Genomic DNA, 21,170 nt, shown 5'->3' on the forward strand with positions numbered 1-21,170 from the left:
CTCAATCAACACATTTAAAATAGAACAGGATTAACATGCCCTCAACAAAAGCTTACGGTATGCCGATGGATTACTGCCGCCAAATTGCCTGAAGCATCGCAAAAAATGGCTTTGATCGGCAAATCCACAGGCAAAAGCGATATCCGTTAAAGATAATCCCTCATCTGCCAGTAACGCAAATGATCTTTCAATCCTGAGCTTGCGGATGTATTCGCCCAAAGTGCAATTAAAATACTTCGAAAAATCACGGGATAAATGAACCGGATGGATCTGTAACAGCCCGGAAAGTTCGGTAAGCGTATGCTTGCTGGCAGGATCATCGGCCAGCACCTCTTTCAACCTGCCAACCCACACGGGCACTTGCCGCGACATGCCGGCACTATTTAGCTGCATTTTATTGAGCGATTGCAGCAATAACGATTCTATAGCTATCGCGGTCATATCGTCACAAATCTTTGATTCTTTAAAAATCCGGTATAAAAGGAACTTCACATCCGGGTCATCAACGGCAAAGCTGCCTTCCAGTTTATCCTGTTTTAACTCTAGCGCATCAAACCAATGTTTTTGTAACTCGATATGAAAGCCGCGGGTAAAACCTTTGGGCTTAATATTATAATGCGGATCATGCCAGTTATGAAATAGCAAACTGCCCGCCGGGCAATGATAAACTTCTTTCTTATTGCCTTCAATAACATTACCGGCCAATATAAAAGTGAAGTAGGCATTTTCATGGTAATGCCAGTCTACCTTATCAAGGGTATATTCGGTATCCGTTATAGTGATACCCTGCAAATTTGTTGTTTGATTGGTTTGTCCGTAAAAGCTGCCTGTTTGTAACTGTTTCACGGAGATGGATTATTGCATTATTATACAGATAATAAACACTATCACTCCCCCTTCAGGGGCCGGGGGGCTAAACCTCCTCTACCCTGCGGTCGACAGTTTGAACGTTGGTATTAGCATAATCATTCTCTATCAATCCATCGCGCATCCTCACTATGCGGTGTGCATGCATGGCGATGTCCTCTTCATGCGTTACAAGTATAATAGTATTGCCTTTAGCGTGGATGTCTTCAATAAGGCCCATAATCTCGATGGATGTTTTGGTATCGAGATTACCGGTCGGCTCATCGGCCAGTATAATTGAGGGATCATTGATCAACGCCCTTGCTACCGCAACACGCTGTCTTTGCCCGCCCGAAAGCTCGTTTGGTTTATGATCCATACGGTTACCAAGCCCTACGTTTTTGAGGGCGTTAGAGGCACGTTCCTTACGTTTTTCCTTATTTATACCCGCATAGATCAGTGGCAGCGCCACATTATCCAAAGCAGTATTACGGGGCAGCAGGTTAAATGTCTGGAATACGAAACCAATTTCCGAGTTACGCACTTCGGCAAGCTGGCTATCGGTCATGTGGCTTACATCTATGCCGTTAAGGATATACTGCCCTTTGGTTGGGGTGTCCAGGCAGCCTAAAATATTCATGAGCGTTGATTTGCCCGAACCTGAAGGGCCCATCAAAGCAACAAACTCGCCTTTGTTAATAGAAAGCGAAACAGATTTAAGCGCGTGGATCACCTCTGCACCTATCACATATTTACGCCCGATATCTTTTATAGTTATTAACGGCTTGGCAGTATTTATTGGCTCCATGAATTATTTTTTGTTTTGACTGCACTGGGGTGCCTAATGTTACAGCAGTTTTTATTTTTAGTCAGGCGAAGTCTGTAAGTCCGATGCCCGCAAGTCCGCAAGTTTTTTAGCTCCCATTCTTTCGGGCTTTCCGACTTACGGACTTTTCCGACTTTCGGACTCAAAAACGCTTACTTTTCAATAACCTTGGCTACTAAAAAGTAGTTCTCATCATGTTTAGGGGCATTCTCCAAAGCTTCTTCGTGGGTAATTTGTTGTTTCACCACATCCTCACGCAGCACGTTGGCACCGGTGGTCATATAAACCAGCGGTTCAACACCTGTAGTATCCACCTCGTTAAGTTTGGCCATAAAATCAAGGATCTTGCTCATATCCTTCATGTTATCCTGTACTTCGGCTTCGGTAAGTTCAAGGCGGGCCAGGTGGGCTACTTTTTCAACGGTTTCTTTATCAATGGTCATGCCTGTTGTTTTTTGTTTTATAATAGCGTGAACCTCATCGTGCAAAGCGTCGGCATCATCTAAAGTTACATGCCCGCTTCAATGGGTTTATGTACAAATATATTACAAATTCCCGGTCTGCTGCCATATAATTGACTAAGCGAAAGTAGAAACAGTATCTTCAGACTTTAAATCATTATTCATAATTTCAAATATTTCGTCGCGCAAGGCATCAGCATCGTCAATGCTTAGGTGGGCGGTTTCAACAGGTTTGTGTACCTTAAATTTGCACAGGCCCGGTCTGCTGCCATGCCTGGTACCCGTATCCCAAAGTATTTGCCAGGCATTGGCCGAGGACACCGGAATGACAGGTATTTTCAGCTCAATAGCCAGCCTGAAAGGGCCATTTTTAAACGGGCAAAGCTGCGGCGGGTAATGATCTGAAATACCTCCCTCGGGGAAAATGATAAGAGAAATGCCTTCCTGTAATTTTTCGGATGCTTTTTTAAACGCGCGGAACGACGACATTTTACTATCCCGGTTAACAGGTATATCTACCGTACGGAAGAAAAGACCGGTTACCAGGCCGTCTTCCAGTTCCTGCTTGCCCATAAAACAGCAATTGCTTTTAACCAGGATACACATAGCCGAAATATCAAGGTTTGAGGTATGATTAGGACAAATGATATAAGGCCTGCTCCAGTCAATCGGTTCTTCATACTCAAAATGGTAAAATATACCTGCAAAAGCCGAACTTACTAATCCCCAAAGCCTTCTGAATAAATTAAGGGTGCGATAGCGTTCAGGTTTACGGGAAAAATAATAGAAAAAAGGCCATAATAAAAGATAGCCAAGGGCCACGCTCACAATGTAAAGATATACGTGTACTTTTCTCAATATCATTTTCATCATCACCAAAAATAGAAAAATTCCTTACTTTCGCCACACTATGGAGACTGTTGTTAGTGGCATCCGTTCGACCGGAAACTTACACTTAGGAAATTATTACGGGGCGTTGCAAAACTTTATAAAAATGCAGGATGAATACAACTGCTTTTTCTTTATTGCTGACCTCCACTCGTTAACCACACACCCTACACCTGCCAATTTACATGGCAACGTGAAGCAAGTGTTGATAGAATATTTAGCCGCTGGCATCGACCCGGAAAAGGCTACTATATATGTACAATCGGATGTTCCGGAGGTTACCGAATTATACCTGTACCTGAACATGAACGCTTACCTGGGCGAGCTGGAACGCGCAACTTCTTTTAAAGATAAAGTACGCGCCAATCCCGAAAACGTTAACGCCGGTCTGTTAACCTACCCGGTTTTAATGGCGGCAGATATTATTATCCACAAAGCCACCAAAGTACCCGTTGGTAAAGACCAGGAGCAACACCTTGAAATGGCCCGCACTTTCGGCAACCGTTTTAACAGGCTGTACAACCATGATTATTTCCCAGAGCCTTTTGCCTTTAGCTTTGGCGAAAGTTTGGTAAAAATTCCGGGACTGGATGGCAAGGGAAAAATGGGCAAATCGGAGGGTGAAGGCAATGCGATATTTTTGGGCGATACCCCGGAGGCTATCCGCAAAAAAGTAATGCGCGCGGTAACCGATAGCGGCCCGACCGTTGAAAACCAGCAAAAACCACAGGAAATCCAAAACCTGTTTGATTTGATGAAAGTAGTATCAACACCTGATACGCTTGCACATTTTGACGAATCATATAACAAAATGGCCATCCGCTATGGCGATTTAAAAAAGCAGCTTGCCGAAGATATGGTACTGGCAACAGCCCCTATCCGCGACAGGATCAACGCCATTGCCAGCGATGCCGATTACCTGCGTAAAGTAGCCGAAATGGGTGCAGAAAAGGCCCGCGAAAGCGCTTCAAGAACAATAAGAGAGGTTAGAGAGATCATCGGTTTCAGGAAATTTTAAATAGCGGGTTTTGATAGTTCATAGTTCATAGTGTATATTAGTCGGAGTTCATTTCAAAATAGCTGATGTTCTTCGTCAAAAACATCAGCTATGAACCATGTACTATAACCCATGAACTAAATAAATATGCACTTAGCTATTGTAGGAAATATAGGCGCCGGAAAGACCACCCTTACCGAGATGCTCACCAAAAATTACGGGTGGGACCCTTTGTATGAAGCTGTAGATAATAACCCCTATTTAGAGGATTTTTACAGCGATATGAAACGCTGGAGCTTTAACCTGCAGATCTATTTCCTGAACAGCCGTTACCGCCAGATCATCGACATCCAAAAAAGCGGGCATAATATTATCCAGGACCGTACCATTTATGAGGATGCCTATATTTTTGCCGAAAACCTGCATGATATGGGCCTGATGACAACGCGCGATTACGAAAACTATGAATCAATTTTTCAGAATATAACCGAGTTTATAAAACCGCCCGATCTGCTGGTTTACCTTAAAGCTTCGGTACCAACACTGGTAAGCAATATCCAGCGCCGCGGCCGTGAGTATGAAATAGGTATCCGTTTAGATTATCTTTCAAAACTGAACGAAAAGTATGATAAGTGGATCAACAATTATAAATTGGGCAAGCTACTGATCCTCGATAAGGATAACCTTGATTTTGCCAACAATACGGAAGATATGGCCACCATCGTAAACCTGATTGAACGGGAGATTAACGGGTTGTTTTAGCGCCCCTCCTAAATCCTCCCCCGCCAGTTGGCAGGAGGACTTTTTAATAAAAGCTATGGAAAAAAATCAATCTCTCCCCTCCGGGGAGATTAAGAAGGGCTTTTTAGGCATCATACCCGCCCGTTACGCATCGTCACGTTTTCCCGGTAAACCATTGGTTGATATCGGTGGTAAAACCATGATCAGGCGCGTATATGAGCAGGCTAAAAAATGCCGGAGCCTTAGCGAGGTTATCGTAGCTACCGATGACGACCGTATTTTTAATCATGTAAACAGCTTTGGCGGGATTGCCGTAATGACCGGTTCCAATCACCATAGTGGTACCGACCGTTGTGCCGAAGTTGCCCGCCTGCACCCCGGGTATGATGTGATTATCAATATCCAGGGCGACGAGCCTTTTATCGATCCAGAGCAGATCACCAAATTAACAGCGTGCTTTAACGATCCTGATACCCAACTGGCCACTCTTGTAAAAAGGATCCTGACCGAACAGGAACTGCATAATACCAATTCGCCCAAGGTGGTGATCAATAAACTATCCGAAGCCATTTATTTTTCACGCGCCACGCTACCTCACGTCCGTGGGCAGGAGCCTGAAAACTGGCTCGAATTTCATATTTTTTATAAGCACATAGGCATTTATGGTTACCGGGCCGATGTATTGCAACTGATCACCAAACTTCCTGTATCCCCGCTTGAAAAAGCCGAAAGCCTGGAGCAGCTTCGCTGGATAGATAATGGCTACCGCATCAAAGTGGCCGAAACCGAGCTGGAAACCCATGCGGTTGATGTGCCGGAAGACCTGGAGAAACTAAAGTTTGATATATAGTTTCCGGTTCAACCCTCCCAATTATAAGTCAGCACTCCTGTACTGATAACCTTGTTATTCTTAATACGTATAAGATTAAGTGTGCCGCATTAAAGGTTATTTAAACTATTGAAACACAATTTCAATAGTTATAATTAATGAATTTTCTGTAAACAATAAATCGTTTGATACTTTCGTATTTTAACCAATTTTTGCTTCTTAATTTATTAACTTCACCTGTAGCACCACCACATTATTAACCTAAAATCATTATGAGGATAAGGCAGCATCATTTTGTAAACAAGGGCTGGGTAAATTATTTTGCCGATCCTGAATTTAGTGCTGAAAAATGCCAGCTGGTACTTGCTTTCGGTGCGCCGAAATTAATTACCGGTCCTGAAATCTATGATTATCTTAAAACAAGCTATCCCAATGCCAATATTGTTTTCGCCTCCACCGCGGGCGAGATCCTAGGTAGTGAGGTATATGATGATAGTATAGTAGTGACGGCTCTTGAGCTTGAAAAATCAACCATTACCTGCACGTGTACCCACGTAAACAAACAGGCTAACAGTGCCGAAACAGGTGCCTTCCTGATGGCGCAACTGGATAAAAAAGGCTTAAACTGTGTATTCATTATATCCGACGGCACTTTTATAAACGGAAGTGAGCTGGTTGACGGCTTTAACCGCGATAACCCCGGGAAGGTTCCCGTAACAGGTGGCCTGGCCGGTGATGCAGCACGGTTTAACAGTACATTTACCAGTCTTAACGCCATTCCCACCCAAGGCAATGTGATAGCCATTGGCTTTTATGGTGATAGCCTGCAAATTAGCCACGGCTCAAGCGGGGGCTGGGAAGAGTTTGGGCCTCAACGAACCATCACCCGGTCGGATAAAAACGTACTTTTTGAGATAGATGGTAAAAGCGCACTCGATCTTTACAAAGAATATTTAGGTGAGTATGCTAAAGAGCTGCCCGGCTCGGCCCTATTGTTCCCATTATCATTAAACATTGAAGATTCGGACAAAAAGCTCGTGCGAACCATATTAAGCGTTAACGAAGACAAAAAATCAATGACTTTTGCCGGCAATTTGCCCGAAGGGAGTAAAGTACGCCTGATGAAAGCCAACTTTGAAAAACTGATAGGTGCTTCATCATCGGCCGCTACCGATGCCATAACAGGGCCGGAGCATGCCAACCTGGCCATATTGATTAGTTGTGTGGGCCGAAAACTGGTGCTTAATGACCGCACCGACGAAGAGTTAATGGCAGCCAAACATATTTTCGGTAATGAAACCGCTATGGCAGGCTTTTATTCATACGGAGAGCTGTCGCCCCTTAATAAAGGGTCAAATTGTGAGCTGCATAACCAAACCATGACTATCACCACCTTTACCGAACGTTAATTTATGGATTACCATTACTTATTAGATAAGCAGATAAAGAAGATGCTTCCGGCACAGTACCTGGAAGATGAAGCTATTTTGCAGTTTTTGGGTGCCGTAAATAACAGTTTCAAAAATTTTGAAAAGTCGATAAAACTGGCCGATCATGCTTTTAATGTGAGTGAGCGCGAATACGTAACCGTTACGGATAACCTGAAGCTGCAAAATGAGATCAAACAGCGTTCTACCTCTCAACTAAAAGAAGCTATAAGGGCACTTAATCCCGATGTGGAGTTAAACATCTCCGACTCAGACGATGACCTCATCCATATCATCAGCTTTTTACATGAGCGCATAGCCAAAGCTAAAGAACTGGAAGTTGACCTGATCCATTCAAAAGAGCTTGCCGAAAAGGCGGCAATGGCCAAAGCACAGTTCCTGAGTATTATGAGCCACGAGATCCGTACGCCAATGAACGCCGTTATTGGTTTTACGCACCTGCTCATCCACCAGGACCCCAAGCCCGAGCAAATGGAGTTTCTGAACTTCCTCAAGTTTTCGGCCGAAAACCTGCTGGTGCTCATCAATGATATATTGGATTTTAGTAAGATAGAAGCCGGTGGCGTTGAATTTGAAAATGTGGACTTTAGTCTTACCGATCTGATCAAAAATATACGCCTGGCCCTGCTGCAAAAGGCAAACGAAAAAAACATCCAGATAAAACTGATGATGGACCAGGACTTGCCCAATGCCATCATTGGCGATCCGGTGCGCCTTGGTCAGATCCTCACAAACCTGATGAGCAATGCTGTTAAATTTACGCATAAAGGAAAGGTAACAATAACCGCATCCTTAGCAAGCAGCACAGCTAATTCATCAACCATTGATTTTGAGATAGCCGATACCGGCATTGGTATAACGCCCGATAAAATTGATCATATTTTTGAAAGCTTTAACCAGGCCAGTTCAGATACAACCCGCAAATACGGTGGTACGGGTTTGGGCTTAACTATTACCAAACGCCTGCTGCAACTGCTTGGCAGTGACATTACAGTTGAAAGCGAATATGGCAAAGGCTCGGTATTTAACTTCAGCCTTACTTTTAAAAACAGTAAAAAACTATTGAGCAGCACGGCCGATAGCGATGAGTTTTACCGTTTAAAAAGCCTTAAAGGTACCAGGCTGTTGATTGCCGAAGATAACCAGATCAATGTGATACTGGCCAAACAGTTCATGAAACAATGGGAGGTTGAATGTGATGTTGCCGAAAACGGCGAAATAGCCCTGATGCTGGTGCAAACTCATGACTATGATATGGTTTTGATGGACCTGCAAATGCCCGAAATGGACGGCTACCAGGCAACCCGCGCCATACGCGAACTGCCTGACGATAAGTACAAAAAACTGCCCATCATAGCCCTCACCGCATCTGCCATGCTTGATATCCAGGATATGGCGTTCACCGTTGGTATGAATGATTATGTGAGCAAGCCCTTTAACCCCAATGAACTGCACCGCAAGATTGAGTTATACAGCAGGCAAAAGGAAAGGGTATAACATCTGTTTCTTTTTGACGCCCCTTGCAAATAAGCGCACAACCTACTCTATAAAAGCAACTTACAAACAAAACACCTTAGCGGTTCCCTTTTTTGAAAAACAGATACGGCGAAGCGTGAAAATTTTCTTACTTTTGTATCCCGTACAGAAACAATTGGTCGCGGTATAAAAGCGCGGTCATTTTCAAAAAAAATCATGACTAAATATATTTTTGTTACGGGCGGTGTTACCTCATCGTTAGGAAAAGGTATAATCTCTGCTTCTTTAGCCAAGCTCCTTCAATCGCGCGGTTACCGCGTAACCATCCAAAAGTTTGATCCTTATATCAATATTGATCCGGGAACGCTTAACCCTTATGAGCACGGCGAATGCTATGTTACCGAAGATGGCGCCGAAACCGATCTTGACCTTGGCCATTATGAGCGTTTTCTGAACACGCCTACTTCAAAGGCCAACAACATCACTACCGGCCGTATCTACCAAAATGTAATTAATAAAGAGCGCGAAGGAGCATTTTTAGGAAAAACTGTACAGGTAGTGCCCCACATTACCGACGAAATAAAAAGAAACTTCCGTATCCTGGGCGAAAACGGTGAATATGACATTGTGATCACCGAATTGGGAGGTACCGTAGGCGATATTGAATCGTTACCATATATTGAGGCTGTAAGGCAGTTCCGCTGGGAAATTGGCTCAGCTAACTCTTTGGTTATCCACCTTACACTGGTACCTTTCCTTGCAGCAGCAGGTGAGCTAAAAACCAAACCAACACAGCACTCGGTAAAAATGTTACTGGAATATGGTATCCAGCCCGATATCCTGGTTTGCCGTACCGAACATCACCTTACCAACGATATCCGCAAAAAGATAGCGTTGTTTTGTAACGTGAATATCAATGCTGTTATTGAGTCAATTGACGCGCCAAGTATTTATGATGTGCCCCTGTTAATGCTGAAAGAACAGCTTGACAAAACCGTATTGACCAAATTAAAGCTTCCGCACAAAAACGAGCCGAGCCTCGAAAACTGGAAAGAATTTCTTGGCCGCCTGAAAAACCCGACCGCCGATGTACGTATTGCGCTGGTTGGTAAATATGTGGAGCTACCGGATGCATACAAATCCATTACCGAGGCTTTTATCCATGCCGGTGCTAAGCAGGAATGTAAAGTACGGATTGAATATATCCCTTCGGAGCAGCTTACGCCCGAAAACGCTGTTGAAAAACTAAAAGGTATGCACGGCGTACTGGTTGCCCCCGGATTTGGCGAGCGTGGTTTTGAAGGCAAGATCCAGGCTATCCGCCACGTGCGCGAAAACAACATCCCATTTTTTGGGATCTGTTTAGGTATGCAATGTGCGGTAGTTGAGTTTGGCCGTAACGTATTAGGATTTGAGGATGCCAACAGTACCGAAATGAACCCTGACACCCCTTACCCGGTTATCGGCATGATGGAAGATCAGAAAAACATCACCAACAAAGGCGGCACCATGCGTTTAGGCGCTTATCCCTGCGATATTAAAAAAGGCACCAAAGCGGCGGCTATTTACGGAAAAAACCACATATCCGAAAGGCACCGCCACCGTTATGAGTTTAATAACGAGTATCTTAAGCAATATGAGGCCGCCGGCCTTACCCCATCGGGCATAAATCCTGACAATGGCCTGGTGGAGATTGTAGAGCTTAAAAATCACCCGTTTTTTGTCGGTTCGCAATTTCACCCCGAATTAAAATCAACAGTTGCTAATCCGCACCCACTTTTTATTAACTTTGTCGCCGCTTCGCTGGCTTATGCCCGCAAAAAATAAGTAATTGTACGATAATTAGATAATGGATAAAAATACGTTTACAGGATTATTCCTGATCATGGCGATCATTGCCGGCTCGATATACTTTTTAAAGCCATCGGAAGCCGACCTTAAAAAAGAGCGCGAGGTACAGCACCAGGATTCGCTGAAAAAAGCGGGTGCCGCTGTAGCTGCCGCTGCTGCTAAAACCACAGCTAAGTTTGATACCGCCAAAACAGCCAAAGTTGATTCGGCTTTGTTAAAAATGCCTTTTGGCGCCGCATCAGTTGGTAAAGAAGAGTTTGTTACCATCGGTAATAAAGAATTGCTTATTAAATTAAGCACCCATGGAGGCAAGGTAGCTTCTGTTGAGTTAAAGAATTATAAAACTTTTGATAAAAAGCCTTTAGTGCTTTTCAGCGGCGACAATAACCAGTTTGGGTTAAAGTTTGCTGCCGGGGTTGCCAATATCAATACCAACAATTACTATTTTACCCCAAGTGTAAAGGAGCTTAACATAGCCGAAAAAGATTCCGGTTCGGTTACCATGCGTTTAAGCTATAGCCCTACCCAGTACATTGATTATGTGTACAGCTTAAAAGGTGATGGTTTTAAACTTGGGCTAACCATCAAGCCTACCGGTCTTGACGGCGTTATTGCCAATAGCAGCACCATTAACCTTAACTGGGCCACCAGCCTGCACAAACAGGAAAAAGACATCAAAATGGAGCGCCAGTATTCAACGGTATACTATTACAATACCGATGGTGATGCTGATTACCTAAGCGAAGGCAAAGACGATCAGAAAAGCATCAGCGATAAAAAAATGGCCTGGGTTGCTTTCAAACAACATTTCTTTTCAAACGTACTGATTGCTAAAGGCGGCATTACCAAAACAGATATTGCCGTTGCTACAGATTTTAACGATACCACCGATGTAAAACAAATGAAAGCCGACCTGTCGCTTACCCGCGGCGCCGATGGTTCTTTACCTTTGGAGTTTTACTTCGGCCCTAACCGTTTTAACACCCTTAAAGACCAGGGCCACGACCTTGATAAACTGGTTAACCTTGGCTGGGGACCGTTAAAATACATCAACCGTTTCGCGGTATTGCCGGTATTTAACTTCCTTAACAAGTTTAATTGGAACTATGGTTTGATCATCCTGGTATTGACTGTATTGCTTAAGCTGGTGTTATCGCCACTTACTTACAAATCATACCTTTCAATGGCTAAAATGCGTGTGCTGAAGCCCGAAATGGATGAGATCAAAGCTAAAGTTGGTGAGGATAACCCTACATTGCTACAACAGGAATACCTTAAGCTGTATAAAAAAGCAGGTGTTAACCCATTGGGCGGCTGTTTACCATTGCTGATCCAGATGCCTATAGTTATCGCGTTCTTCCGCTTTTTCCCAAGTTTATTTGAGCTAAGGGGCGAAAGCTTCCTGTGGATGCATGACCTTTCAACTTATGATTCAGTTATCAAATTTGCTCCGATAGCTTTCCTCGGCGGCGTTAACCACATTAGCTTAATGTGTTTACTGATGACCATTTCAACGTTGATTTATACTTATTTCAACAACCAGATCTCGGGTGCTACCGGGCAAATGAAATATATTGGTTACATCACCCCGCTGGTGTTCCTGTTTACGCTTAACAGCTACCCTGCCGGTTTGAACTATTATTACTTCTTAGCCAACATGTTCACCTTTTTACAGCAATACCTGATCAAATTCATGGTTGATGATAAAAAGATCCATGCCCAGATCCAGGAAAACAAAAAGAAACCTGAAGATACCAAGAAGAAAAAATCAGGCTTTGGCGCCAAAATGGAAGAGATGATGCGCCAGCAACAGCAAATCCAGGCTAAGAAGAAGCCGTAATTTTTTAGTCAGAAGTCCGCTGTCGGAAAGTCCGGAAGATATTTTTGAGTCTGGAAGTCCGCTGTCCGAAGTCCGAAAGACATTTTAAAGCCCCTGAGAAAGTTTCTCTTCTCAGGGGCTTTTTGCATGCATCAAACCTTACAAACTATTCCCGACATTCGAACTTCCCGACTGCGGACTTTTTCAAAAAGAACTAATATAATTAGCAAAATTGTATTACATTTGAAATATCATGTATGCAATTGTCGATATAGAAACCACAGGGGGGCATGCCAGCGCTAATGGTATTACTGAAATAGCCATATGCATACACGATGGTAAAAAAATAGTGAAACGATTTGAAACGCTTGTAAACCCGCAGCGTGAAATCCCTATCTACATCAGCGCCTTAACCGGTATTACCAATGAGATGGTAAGGGAAGCCCCTCCTTTTGAGGATGTGGCAGCAGACATTTATCACCTCATCCACGGCAAGATCTTTGTTGCCCACAATGTAAACTTTGATTTTTCTTTTGTAAGGTACCATCTCGCTGCTGCCGGGTATGATCTGCAAACCAATAAGCTTTGTACCGTAAGGCTCGGTCGTAAAATATTACCGGGATTACCCTCATACAGCCTGGGCCGGCTATGCAAACATCTGGGCATAGATAACCAAAGCCGCCACAGAGCTATGGGCGATGCCGAAGCTACTGCCGAACTGTTTACCCTGTTGCTGAACAGCGATACGGATAACCATATCAAACAATCCCTTAAGCAGGGCTCAAAAGACCAGGTATTGCCGCCCAATCTTCCTAAAAAGGATGTGGACCAGCTACCTTACACACCGGGCGTATATTACTTTCATGATCAAAAAGGGAAAGTAATATACGTAGGTAAAGCTAAAAACCTTAAAAAACGGGTAAGCAGTCATTTTACAGGTAATAATCCGGGATTGCAACGCCAGGAGTTTTTGCGTAACATTCACCAGGTAAGCTACCAGGTTTGCGGTACTGAACTTATCGCTTTTGTATTGGAAGCCATCGAGATCAAACGCCTGTGGCCAAAATATAACCGTTCATTAAAACGCTTTGAAAACGCTTTCTGCCTTTACGCTTTTGAAGATCAGCGCGGGTACATTCGTTTGGCAGTTGATAAATACCGCAAATACAGCGACCCGATATATACCTGCAACTCCCTGCTTGACGGGTATAACCTGCTCAACAAACTGATAGAAGCATTTGACCTGTGCCCTAAGCTTTGCTTTATACAAAAAAACAATGAGCCATGCATCAGCGCAGCCGGAAGTAGTTGCGCCTGCGAGGGGATTGAACCTCCCGACAGCTATAATGAAAAGGTCAACAATGCCATTGATCAGCTTAAACAGGCTTTACCCACTTACGCCATCAGGGATGAAGGCCGTACCGGCGATGAACATAGCTGTATTTTGGTTGAGAAAGGCCAGTTTTATGGTATGGGCTATATCTCCCATTATTTTGATGCCGATAACGTGCAGCAACTCAAAAGCTATCTCACACCCTACCCGGGAAATGATTATATCAAAAATATTGTAGCTACCTACGCATCTAAATATCCGGACAGAATGGTGGTGTTTGGATAGGCCCCTCACAAAAACTTATAACTAAATAATTATCTATTAAGTTAAATAAACCCACACAATTGAGTTTTTGATTGGTTAACCCTATAACACTTACCAAAAAAACTTGAAACAATGGATAGCATCAATCAACAACAGCCTGAGGATAATATGAAGGACCTGAATGGACCTGAAGCCTTGGCCAAAATCAAAGAACTTGCCGAAAGTGCAAAAAGCTGCTTCTTTGTGAGCAGTCTTAAAACAGGCGTACCTGCTTCGGTAAGGCCGATGTCAGCGCAGAAAATTGACGATGAGGGTAATTTTTGGTTTCTGAGTGCCAACGATAGCCACAAAAATGATGAGTTAGTTAAAGATCCCTTTGTCCACTTGCTTTTCCAGGGTTCCGGATATTCTGACTTTTTAAACCTTTATGGAATAGCCACCATTACTGAAGATAAAGAAAAGATCAAAGAACTATGGGAACCTACACTCAAAGTGTGGTTTACCGAAGGTATTGACGATCCGCGCATCAGCATTATTAAAGTTGAACCAACCGAAGGTTATTACTGGGACAATAAACATGGCAATGCCATCGCCTTTGTAAAACGGCTTGCCGGTGCAGCTATCGGCAAAACTATTGATGATTCGGTTGAGGGAAAGCTTGTTGTCTGAGATCGGGGTTTCAGATTATTAAATCGACAGAATAAAAAAGGGCTTGGGTAATAAAACTCAAGCCCTTATGTTTTGCTAATCAAAAAGCTCCTGCTTTAGGGGGCTGGGGGGCCAAATATTTATCAAACCAATCGATATAGCGCTGCAGCCTGTCAACCTGGTAACTTGGTATGGTAATGCCATGATACTGGCCGGGATAAAGTACCAGTTGTGTTGGTACACCCTGCGATCTCAGCGCTTCATACATTTGTTCGCCCCCGCCTGTTGGCACGTTAAAATCTTTTAAACCAGACATGAACTGGGTAGGCGTTTTTATCTTATCGGCATGAAAAAACGGGTACGAGAGCTTGATATATTTATCAGCATTTTTCCATGGCGCACCAAGTTCATTGTCATACTGCATTACCCATTGATCCGATCCATAGATGGCTAACTGTAACGCACTGCCTGCCCCGCTTGATGCTGCTTTAAAACGGGTATCGGTAGCTATAGTATAATCGGTAAGGATGCCCCCGTAACTCCAGCCACCAATACCGAGGCGGTCTTTATCGGCTATGCCAAGTTTAACCAGCTCATCCACAGCTCCAAGCAAATCCTTTACTTCCTTATTCCCCCAATCGGCATAAATAGCTTTGGTATATTCAATCCCCCGCCCGGTGCTGCCGCGATAGTTTACCGCTGCTACGGCATAACCGGCACAGGCCAGCGTTTGCCTGATGTCATCAAACTCAAACTCATCCTGATCGGTAGGACCGCCGTGAATGTAAAGAATGAAAGGCATTTTCTTAGTGACCACACTATCGGGCGTATAAAGTATACCCGAAACCAGTGTACCATCGCTGCTAAACGACTGGAAGCCTTTCACATAGGCCAGCTTAACTTCGCTCAGCCATTTTTCCTGGTGAAAAGTTAAACGGCGGATTTTCCCATTTTCAATTGCAACCAGCTCATGCGGCATATAGGGTGTAGTCATCTTCCCTACCCATACTCCCAATGAATGCCCGATAATATCAGCAAAACTGCATTGGTTCCCTTTATACACTAATACCGATTTACGGGTAAGCAGGTTATATCTGTTGATGTAACGGATTCGGTCGCTGTGTACCAGGTATTCCAGGTCTTTGCTGTCCCGGCTCCAGGCTATATTGCTGACTGGTCTGTCAAGTTGATCCGTTAACAGGCGGTTATTTTTACCGTCGGCATCCATCAGGCATAAGATATCGTGCTGATAAATAAAGTAATCAGCATCGCTTGTTGACCGGAGGTAGGCTATGCGCTTTCCATCAGGACTCCAGAGGGGATTAATATCATGGCCGGTAAAAGTGGTAAGCTGTTGTGACTCAGCACCGGGCTTAGCTTCTATCGTAAAGATGTCTGTATTCTCATTCCGATCCGGATCGGCTGTATGATTACTTACGTAAGCAATCGTTTTTCCGTCGGGGCTCCACTGCGGCGAACTATCGTCCATAATACCGCTGGTTAGGGTATCCAACTTTTTTGCGGCCACATCATACAGGTACAAATGCGAATGCAGGTGCTGCAGATATCCTTCAATATCCTGCTTAAAATGGTAACGGTCTATTTTTATAGGAGGCGTGGTTTTAGGGGCTTCCTTTCCTCTATTTTCAGGATCTTTAATGATAAATGCCAGCCTTTTGCTATCCGGCGACCAAACATACTCTTCAAGCTCACCTTTAATATCAGTGAGCTTATGCCCCTCGCCACCGCGCCTGTCCATCAGCCAAACCTGCCCGCCATTTTTTGAATCTTTTTCGGACAGATAAGAGATAAACTTACCATCAGGGGTCCATTTCGGAGTGGATGCCGGCTCATCGCCATAAGTAAGCTGAATGGATTGTTTGCCGTCGAAACTTTGCATCCACAAGTGCGACACACGCTTATCCTTAGCTGTATCCACTTCTGATAATTCATAAACTATCCATTTACCATCCGGAGAAAGCTGTGGCGCCATCAGCGTTGGCTGTTTATACAGATCGGCAGGCTTGAGCGGCTTTTTGGTGGTTTGGGCAGAAGCAATGTTAAATATTAAAATCGCTGTAATTAAAAGTACATTTTTATGCATAGGAAGTGCAATTGACCGGAAAATTACTAATTAAACTACCTAATATTATTACAAGGTTTTTATTATTGCATTGTTTTGAACAAGCAACGCTCAATTTTTTTGTATTACCCATTAAAACCACCCTCATGCACAACTCATATCAGGAACTTAGCAAGAAGGACAAAAAGATAGTTAGGGCACTAATTGATAAGGACATCGCCGAAGACTTTAAACGAGGGATGCAACATTTCGATCAGCTTATTCAGGAGTTAAAAAAGAGTTCCGATACACCGCAAGACCAGTACTATAAATTATTCAATGAAGTTCGCGATTTTGACAAGCAAATAGGCCGGATGTATGATCGCTTTACAGGATCACATTTTCTTACCATTTTGGCAAATCAAATACTCCAAACACTGGTTGATGAAACTGAACTTAATGAATTATCACCGGAAGCTAAGGATCAAATCATCTCAGACGTAAAATTTATGAGGTCAATACAATCCATGAACTCTTGAGCGACTTGCCCTTCTGCCTATTTTTTTAAATACTTATCATACCAATCCACATAGCGTTGCAGCCTGTCAACCTGGTAGCTTGGTTTTGTAAGGCCATGGAACTGATTAGGATATAATATCAGTTCGGTTGGGATACCTTGTGTACGTAACGCTTCATACATCTGCTCGCTGCCGATGGTTGGCACGTTAAAGTCTTTCAAGCCGGACATAAATAGCACCGGGGTTTTTATTTTATCGGCATGGAAAAACGGATACGAGATCTGGATCCACTTATCAGCATTTTTCCAGGGCACGCCTATTTCGTTTTCGTACTGTAACACATACTGATCGCTGCCGTAAACAGAAAGCTGCAGCGCACTACCCGCCCCGCTGGCGGCAGCTTTAAAGCGGGTGTCGGAGGCTATAGTATAATCGGTAAGGATACCGCCGTAGCTCCAGCCGCCTATGCCCAGCTTATCAGGATCTGCAATGCCTAATTTTTCAAGCTGATCGACTGCGCCAAGCAAATCCTTTACTTCCTTATTGCCCCAATCGGCATAAATGGCTTTACAATAATCCAGCCCGCGGCCATTGCTGCCCCTGTAGTTTACCGCCGCTACAGCATAACCGGCAGCCGCCAGCGTTTGCCTTGTAGCGTCAAAAACAAATTCATCCTGCCCCACCGGGCCGCCATGAATAAACAGGATCAACGGATATTTTTTATTAGGAACACTATCCGGCGTTAAAATAATACCCGATACCCTGGTACCATCAACACTGGTTGATTCAAAACCTTTGACATAAGCCAATTGTACGGTGTTTAACCACTTCTCATGATGAAAAGTGAGGCGGCGCAGCTTTTTATCTTCCAGGGCAAATAATTCGGCGGGCGTGTATGGGTCTGTCTTTTGCACTATCCAGTTGCCCGAAAGATTGGTGTTTATATCGTTAAAAACATAATCACCCTTATTTATTATTGTGATCTTTCCGCTGTTGATATTGATATTGGCCAAATAGCGGGTACGGTCGTCAGTTACTATAAATACGATGTTTTTGCTGTCTTTAGCCCAGGTTTGCGAGCCTGCGGGACGGTCAAGTTGCAAGGTGAGCGGTTTATTATTTTGCCCTACAACATCCATTATGCAAACCACATTTTGATCATACATCATATAATCAGCGTCGCTGGTTGAGCGCAGGTAGGAGATATACCTGCCATCGGGGCTCCATTGCGGGTTACCGTCCCTCCCCTTCCAGGTGGTTAGCTGCAGCATACTGGCGCCCGGCCTGGCATCGATAGTAAAAATATCAGTATTCTGATTTTTATCGGGATCGGCGCTGCGGTTACTTACAAAAGCAATTGTCTTACTATCCGGCGACCAAACCGGTGAGCTTTCATCTTTTTCGCCCCTGGTTAATGTATCCAGCTTTTTTGTGGTTATATCAATTAAATACAGGTGGTTATGCAGGTGCTGAAGGTACCCCACGATATCCTGTTTAAAATGATAACGGTCAATAACTATAGGCTTGGGGGTTTTTGGTTCTTCCTTACCTTTGTTTTCTGGGTCGCCTATCACCATTACTAAACGTTTGCCGTCAGGGCTCCAGGCATAATCGCTCAGATCGCCTTTAATGTTGGTCAGTTTTACCCCCTCGCCACCACGGCGATCGATGAGCCAAACCTGTGAGCCTGTTTTTGAATCGCGCGAGGAAAGGAATGATAAATACTTACCATCCGGGCTCCAACGCGGCGATGAAGCAGCCTCCTCACCATGGGTCAGCTCGATGGACTCTTTACCATCAAAACTCTGCATCCACAGGTGTGATACGCGACGGTCTTTTGCGGTATCAACTTCCGATACACTATAAGCCACCCACTTGCCATCGGGCGATAATTGCGGATCGCTTACCGTTGGGATCCGGTAAACATCAGCAGGTTTTAAAGGTTTTTTTTGTTGGGCAGATACATTAAAGGCAGTAGAAAGCGTGAGTATAAGGAATAAGGCTCGCTTCATAAATGATGTATTTTGATAGAGCCTGTAATTTAGTAAAAGAACCTTGATTTTTGGAATAAAAGGGATTGCCATGATTTTATTACAAAAGTTTGGCATATTAATGCCGATGATTTTCTGAACAAACAAACGCGGGCACCTCAACTCCATTTTCACTTACCGGATAATTTATGTTAATTAGAGTCATGTCTGCAAAATTCAAGCTCCTATTAATTATCTTCCTTTTCTTATCCGTTCCCGATATTTACGCCCAAACCTCATCTATTCGCAATAACTATCAAACCGAAGCCGGCGTTCCTAAACTAAACATTGAACGATCAATGATTTACTCGCCGGATAAAGAATGGCTATATAACCACCACCCTTCTATTATCCATTTTAAAGATAAGTTTATAGCGATATGGAGCAACGGGCTTATCGATGAAGATTCGCCGGGCCAGCGTGTAGTTTATTCTATATCGAAGGATTTTAAGCATTGGTCGGCACCGGCGGTGCTGGCGTCACCAGGTAAAGTTAATGACACCCTCACTGTACTTACCGCGGCGGGCTTATACCAATACAAAGGCACCCTGGTTGCCTATTATGGCGAGTACACCAAACACCGCCAAAATACTCACCTTTGGGCCAAAACCAGTACGGATGGCACACATTGGAGTGGAGCGATAGATATGCACGTACCATTGATCCCCAATCATGGCCCGGAGGCTACCAAAAGCGGGCGGCTCATTATCAGCGGCAACTTTTTATTCCCCTATACCGATGATCCCGCCGGTATTTCAGGTTGGAATTTAAGCAGCTTCTACCCCGACTCATTGTATACACAGGATAATTCATCGGCTTTTTATGCGCCGGCAGCTAAGCTTGGCTTGCCGCCACTTTGTGAAGGTTCATTTTTTCAAACCGACGACAACATCTTACACATGCTTTTAAGGGTAACCGGAAAGGGTTGGAAAGGCCATTTGTGGCTCACCGAAAGCAAGAATAACGGCAAAAACTGGTCGCGGCCTGCAGAGGCACCATTTTCGGATAACGATAGCAAATTCCACTTTGGCCGCCTGCCGGATAAACGCTTTTATTATGTTGGCATACCTGATACTCTGCACCATTACGACCGTAATCCGCTCGTGCTCTCCTTATCAGAAGATGGCAAATCATTCGACAAAAACTATATCATAGCCAGTGAACTTTATCATCTTAAAAAAGAAGGTTTGTGGAAAGGCGGGCAATATGGGTATCCGCATACCATTATTTATAATGGCTATATGTACGTAATCATTTCAAGGCAAAAGGAAGCTATTGAAACCTTAAGGTTCAGTTTAAAACAACTAAAATAAACTCACAGGCTACATATTAAATAAACAACGTATTTTGTAGCGAAACAATTACGCCGTTTTTTTATTTCAATAAACAGCCATGCCTGATTACCGGTTAGGCTAATTATTTATGCCGTTTACTTTAAATTTAAACCTGCCCTGCTCATGAAACCAACCCGTGATACTGCCTATCTTACCATTGCTACATCAGTTATAAGTGCTTTGGTATTATTATTAATACATGCTATGCAAACCATTTCATTTACAGTTCCGGAAAGTGTCAGGCATTTATTTTCATTTATTCCCGTCATTTGCTTTGCGTGGCTGATGATATTTGTGATAGGTATTTTAAAATACACCAATGAAAAACCTTTTATAGTGAACGCATTTATCATTTACGCGATCTATAGTGCGGTATGGGGCTTAGTTAGTGCGGCTATCAGCATTTTTCAAATCAATGTACAATCATTAATCATCTTTTACCAGGTTAGCGGTGCTATCAATTTCCTGATGGTAATTTGCCTCGTGATCATGACTTTTTTGCTACGCCCTACCGAATTCAGACTGCCGCTACGGCTTTTTGCCCTGGGCGAGCTATTTATCCTGGTATTTTACATAGTTGTACCGATAGTATTTACATTCATTGGAAATTCCAGTTATATTCTTTACATCCGCTATCTCGGGCTTATATATCTGATAGTCCCTGCTACAGGAATTTACATAGCAGTAACCGCGTTAAATGTTATCAATAATCAGCAATGGCAAAAGCCGTTCTATGAAATGGATAACCCCGACCAACCATATGATAAACCGGAGCTGTAACTTTTGTTGCTTAACTTCA

18 protein-coding genes are annotated in these 21,170 nt (G+C 43.6%); 12 read left to right on the forward strand and 6 right to left on the reverse strand.

Going from position 1 to position 21,170, the window contains the following annotated elements:
• Positions 1-30: 30 nt before the first annotated feature.
• The 4 genes from SNE26_RS13235 to SNE26_RS13250 all read right to left on the reverse strand — a co-directional run bounded on the left by SNE26_RS13235 (position 31) and on the right by SNE26_RS13250 (position 2,997).
• Positions 31-846: an AraC family transcriptional regulator gene (locus tag SNE26_RS13235; RefSeq protein WP_321559826.1), complete on the reverse strand. Its 816-nt coding sequence runs from the start codon at positions 844-846 to the stop codon at positions 31-33.
• A 67-nt stretch (positions 847-913) separates the two neighbouring features.
• Entirely contained in the window at positions 914-1,654 is a 741-nt protein-coding gene (locus tag SNE26_RS13240) for an ABC transporter ATP-binding protein (RefSeq protein WP_321559827.1), read from the reverse strand.
• Between the two features lie 170 nt (positions 1,655-1,824).
• Positions 1,825-2,115: an Asp-tRNA(Asn)/Glu-tRNA(Gln) amidotransferase subunit GatC gene (gatC, locus tag SNE26_RS13245; RefSeq protein WP_321559828.1), complete on the reverse strand. Its 291-nt coding sequence runs from the start codon at positions 2,113-2,115 to the stop codon at positions 1,825-1,827.
• A gap of 135 nt (positions 2,116-2,250) precedes the next feature.
• Positions 2,251-2,997 carry a lysophospholipid acyltransferase family protein gene (locus SNE26_RS13250; protein WP_321559829.1) on the reverse strand — a complete coding sequence of 249 codons (747 nt, stop codon included), beginning with the start codon at positions 2,995-2,997 and terminating at the stop codon, positions 2,251-2,253.
• 46 nt (positions 2,998-3,043) lie between these two features.
• Here SNE26_RS13250 and trpS point away from each other — a divergent pair, with 46 nt between their 5' ends.
• The 9 genes from trpS to SNE26_RS13295 all read left to right on the forward strand — a co-directional run bounded on the left by trpS (position 3,044) and on the right by SNE26_RS13295 (position 14,448).
• Positions 3,044-4,039, forward strand: a complete 996-nt coding sequence (trpS, locus tag SNE26_RS13255; RefSeq protein ID WP_321559830.1) for a tryptophan--tRNA ligase — start codon at positions 3,044-3,046, stop codon at positions 4,037-4,039.
• A 126-nt stretch (positions 4,040-4,165) separates the two neighbouring features.
• On the forward strand, positions 4,166-4,780 hold the full coding sequence (locus tag SNE26_RS13260; protein ID WP_090524476.1) for a deoxynucleoside kinase: 615 nt from the start codon (positions 4,166-4,168) through the stop codon (positions 4,778-4,780).
• A 55-nt stretch (positions 4,781-4,835) separates the two neighbouring features.
• Complete coding sequence (gene kdsB / locus SNE26_RS13265; protein ID WP_321559831.1) at positions 4,836-5,609, forward strand: 3-deoxy-manno-octulosonate cytidylyltransferase; 774 nt, start codon at positions 4,836-4,838, stop codon at positions 5,607-5,609.
• Between the two features lie 251 nt (positions 5,610-5,860).
• On the forward strand, positions 5,861-6,997 hold the full coding sequence (locus SNE26_RS13270; protein ID WP_321559832.1) for an FIST N-terminal domain-containing protein: 1,137 nt from the start codon (positions 5,861-5,863) through the stop codon (positions 6,995-6,997).
• Positions 6,998-7,000: 3 nt separating this feature from the next.
• A complete protein-coding gene (locus SNE26_RS13275; RefSeq protein ID WP_321559833.1) occupies positions 7,001-8,533 on the forward strand; it encodes an ATP-binding protein in 1,533 nt (510 codons plus the stop codon).
• 195 nt (positions 8,534-8,728) lie between these two features.
• Positions 8,729-10,339, forward strand: a complete 1,611-nt coding sequence (locus tag SNE26_RS13280; RefSeq protein ID WP_321559834.1) for a CTP synthase — start codon at positions 8,729-8,731, stop codon at positions 10,337-10,339.
• A gap of 22 nt (positions 10,340-10,361) precedes the next feature.
• Positions 10,362-12,203, forward strand: a complete 1,842-nt coding sequence (yidC, locus tag SNE26_RS13285; RefSeq protein WP_321559835.1) for a membrane protein insertase YidC — start codon at positions 10,362-10,364, stop codon at positions 12,201-12,203.
• Between the two features lie 232 nt (positions 12,204-12,435).
• A complete protein-coding gene (locus SNE26_RS13290; protein ID WP_321559836.1) occupies positions 12,436-13,800 on the forward strand; it encodes an exonuclease domain-containing protein in 1,365 nt (454 codons plus the stop codon).
• A 111-nt stretch (positions 13,801-13,911) separates the two neighbouring features.
• On the forward strand, positions 13,912-14,448 hold the full coding sequence (locus SNE26_RS13295) for a pyridoxamine 5'-phosphate oxidase family protein (RefSeq protein ID WP_321559837.1): 537 nt from the start codon (positions 13,912-13,914) through the stop codon (positions 14,446-14,448).
• 79 nt (positions 14,449-14,527) lie between these two features.
• Here the strand turns inward: SNE26_RS13295 and SNE26_RS13300 are convergent, their stop codons facing one another.
• Positions 14,528-16,531, reverse strand: a complete 2,004-nt coding sequence (locus SNE26_RS13300) for a S9 family peptidase (RefSeq protein WP_321559838.1) — start codon at positions 16,529-16,531, stop codon at positions 14,528-14,530.
• A 125-nt stretch (positions 16,532-16,656) separates the two neighbouring features.
• Here SNE26_RS13300 and SNE26_RS13305 point away from each other — a divergent pair, with 125 nt between their 5' ends.
• Positions 16,657-17,028: a hypothetical protein gene (locus SNE26_RS13305; protein WP_321559839.1), complete on the forward strand. Its 372-nt coding sequence runs from the start codon at positions 16,657-16,659 to the stop codon at positions 17,026-17,028.
• 17 nt (positions 17,029-17,045) lie between these two features.
• Here the strand turns inward: SNE26_RS13305 and SNE26_RS13310 are convergent, their stop codons facing one another.
• A complete protein-coding gene (locus tag SNE26_RS13310) occupies positions 17,046-19,019 on the reverse strand; it encodes a S9 family peptidase (RefSeq protein ID WP_321559840.1) in 1,974 nt (657 codons plus the stop codon).
• 182 nt (positions 19,020-19,201) lie between these two features.
• Between SNE26_RS13310 and SNE26_RS13315 the strand changes: the two genes are divergently transcribed.
• Together SNE26_RS13315 and SNE26_RS13320 are read left to right on the forward strand one after the other, a co-directional pair.
• Positions 19,202-20,350: an exo-alpha-sialidase gene (locus tag SNE26_RS13315; protein WP_321559841.1), complete on the forward strand. Its 1,149-nt coding sequence runs from the start codon at positions 19,202-19,204 to the stop codon at positions 20,348-20,350.
• 144 nt (positions 20,351-20,494) lie between these two features.
• Positions 20,495-21,151, forward strand: coding sequence for a hypothetical protein (locus SNE26_RS13320; RefSeq protein ID WP_321559842.1), 657 nt, complete (start codon positions 20,495-20,497; stop codon positions 21,149-21,151).
• Positions 21,152-21,170 lie beyond the last annotated feature (19 nt).

Source organism: Mucilaginibacter sp. cycad4 (assembly GCF_034263275.1).
Taxonomy (GTDB): domain Bacteria; phylum Bacteroidota; class Bacteroidia; order Sphingobacteriales; family Sphingobacteriaceae; genus Mucilaginibacter.

What these genes read in the sequence shown, in the direction of transcription:
- SNE26_RS13240 (WP_321559827.1), bottom strand. Translation starts at nt 1,654, where the DNA reads ATGGAGCCAATAAATACTGCCAAGCCGTTAATAACTATAAAAGATATC.
- gatC (WP_321559828.1), bottom strand. Translation starts at nt 2,115, where the DNA reads ATGACCATTGATAAAGAAACCGTTGAAAAAGTAGCCCACCTGGCCCGC.
- SNE26_RS13250 (WP_321559829.1), bottom strand. Translation starts at nt 2,997, where the DNA reads ATGATATTGAGAAAAGTACACGTATATCTTTACATTGTGAGCGTGGCC.
- trpS (WP_321559830.1), top strand. Translation starts at nt 3,044, where the DNA reads ATGGAGACTGTTGTTAGTGGCATCCGTTCGACCGGAAACTTACACTTA.
- SNE26_RS13260 (WP_090524476.1), top strand. Translation starts at nt 4,166, where the DNA reads ATGCACTTAGCTATTGTAGGAAATATAGGCGCCGGAAAGACCACCCTT.
- kdsB (WP_321559831.1), top strand. Translation starts at nt 4,836, where the DNA reads ATGGAAAAAAATCAATCTCTCCCCTCCGGGGAGATTAAGAAGGGCTTT.
- SNE26_RS13270 (WP_321559832.1), top strand. Translation starts at nt 5,861, where the DNA reads ATGAGGATAAGGCAGCATCATTTTGTAAACAAGGGCTGGGTAAATTAT.
- SNE26_RS13275 (WP_321559833.1), top strand. Translation starts at nt 7,001, where the DNA reads ATGGATTACCATTACTTATTAGATAAGCAGATAAAGAAGATGCTTCCG.
- SNE26_RS13280 (WP_321559834.1), top strand. Translation starts at nt 8,729, where the DNA reads ATGACTAAATATATTTTTGTTACGGGCGGTGTTACCTCATCGTTAGGA.
- yidC (WP_321559835.1), top strand. Translation starts at nt 10,362, where the DNA reads ATGGATAAAAATACGTTTACAGGATTATTCCTGATCATGGCGATCATT.
- SNE26_RS13290 (WP_321559836.1), top strand. Translation starts at nt 12,436, where the DNA reads ATGTATGCAATTGTCGATATAGAAACCACAGGGGGGCATGCCAGCGCT.
- SNE26_RS13295 (WP_321559837.1), top strand. Translation starts at nt 13,912, where the DNA reads ATGGATAGCATCAATCAACAACAGCCTGAGGATAATATGAAGGACCTG.
- SNE26_RS13300 (WP_321559838.1), bottom strand. Translation starts at nt 16,531, where the DNA reads ATGCATAAAAATGTACTTTTAATTACAGCGATTTTAATATTTAACATT.
- SNE26_RS13305 (WP_321559839.1), top strand. Translation starts at nt 16,657, where the DNA reads ATGCACAACTCATATCAGGAACTTAGCAAGAAGGACAAAAAGATAGTT.
- SNE26_RS13310 (WP_321559840.1), bottom strand. Translation starts at nt 19,019, where the DNA reads ATGAAGCGAGCCTTATTCCTTATACTCACGCTTTCTACTGCCTTTAAT.
- SNE26_RS13315 (WP_321559841.1), top strand. Translation starts at nt 19,202, where the DNA reads ATGTCTGCAAAATTCAAGCTCCTATTAATTATCTTCCTTTTCTTATCC.
- SNE26_RS13320 (WP_321559842.1), top strand. Translation starts at nt 20,495, where the DNA reads ATGAAACCAACCCGTGATACTGCCTATCTTACCATTGCTACATCAGTT.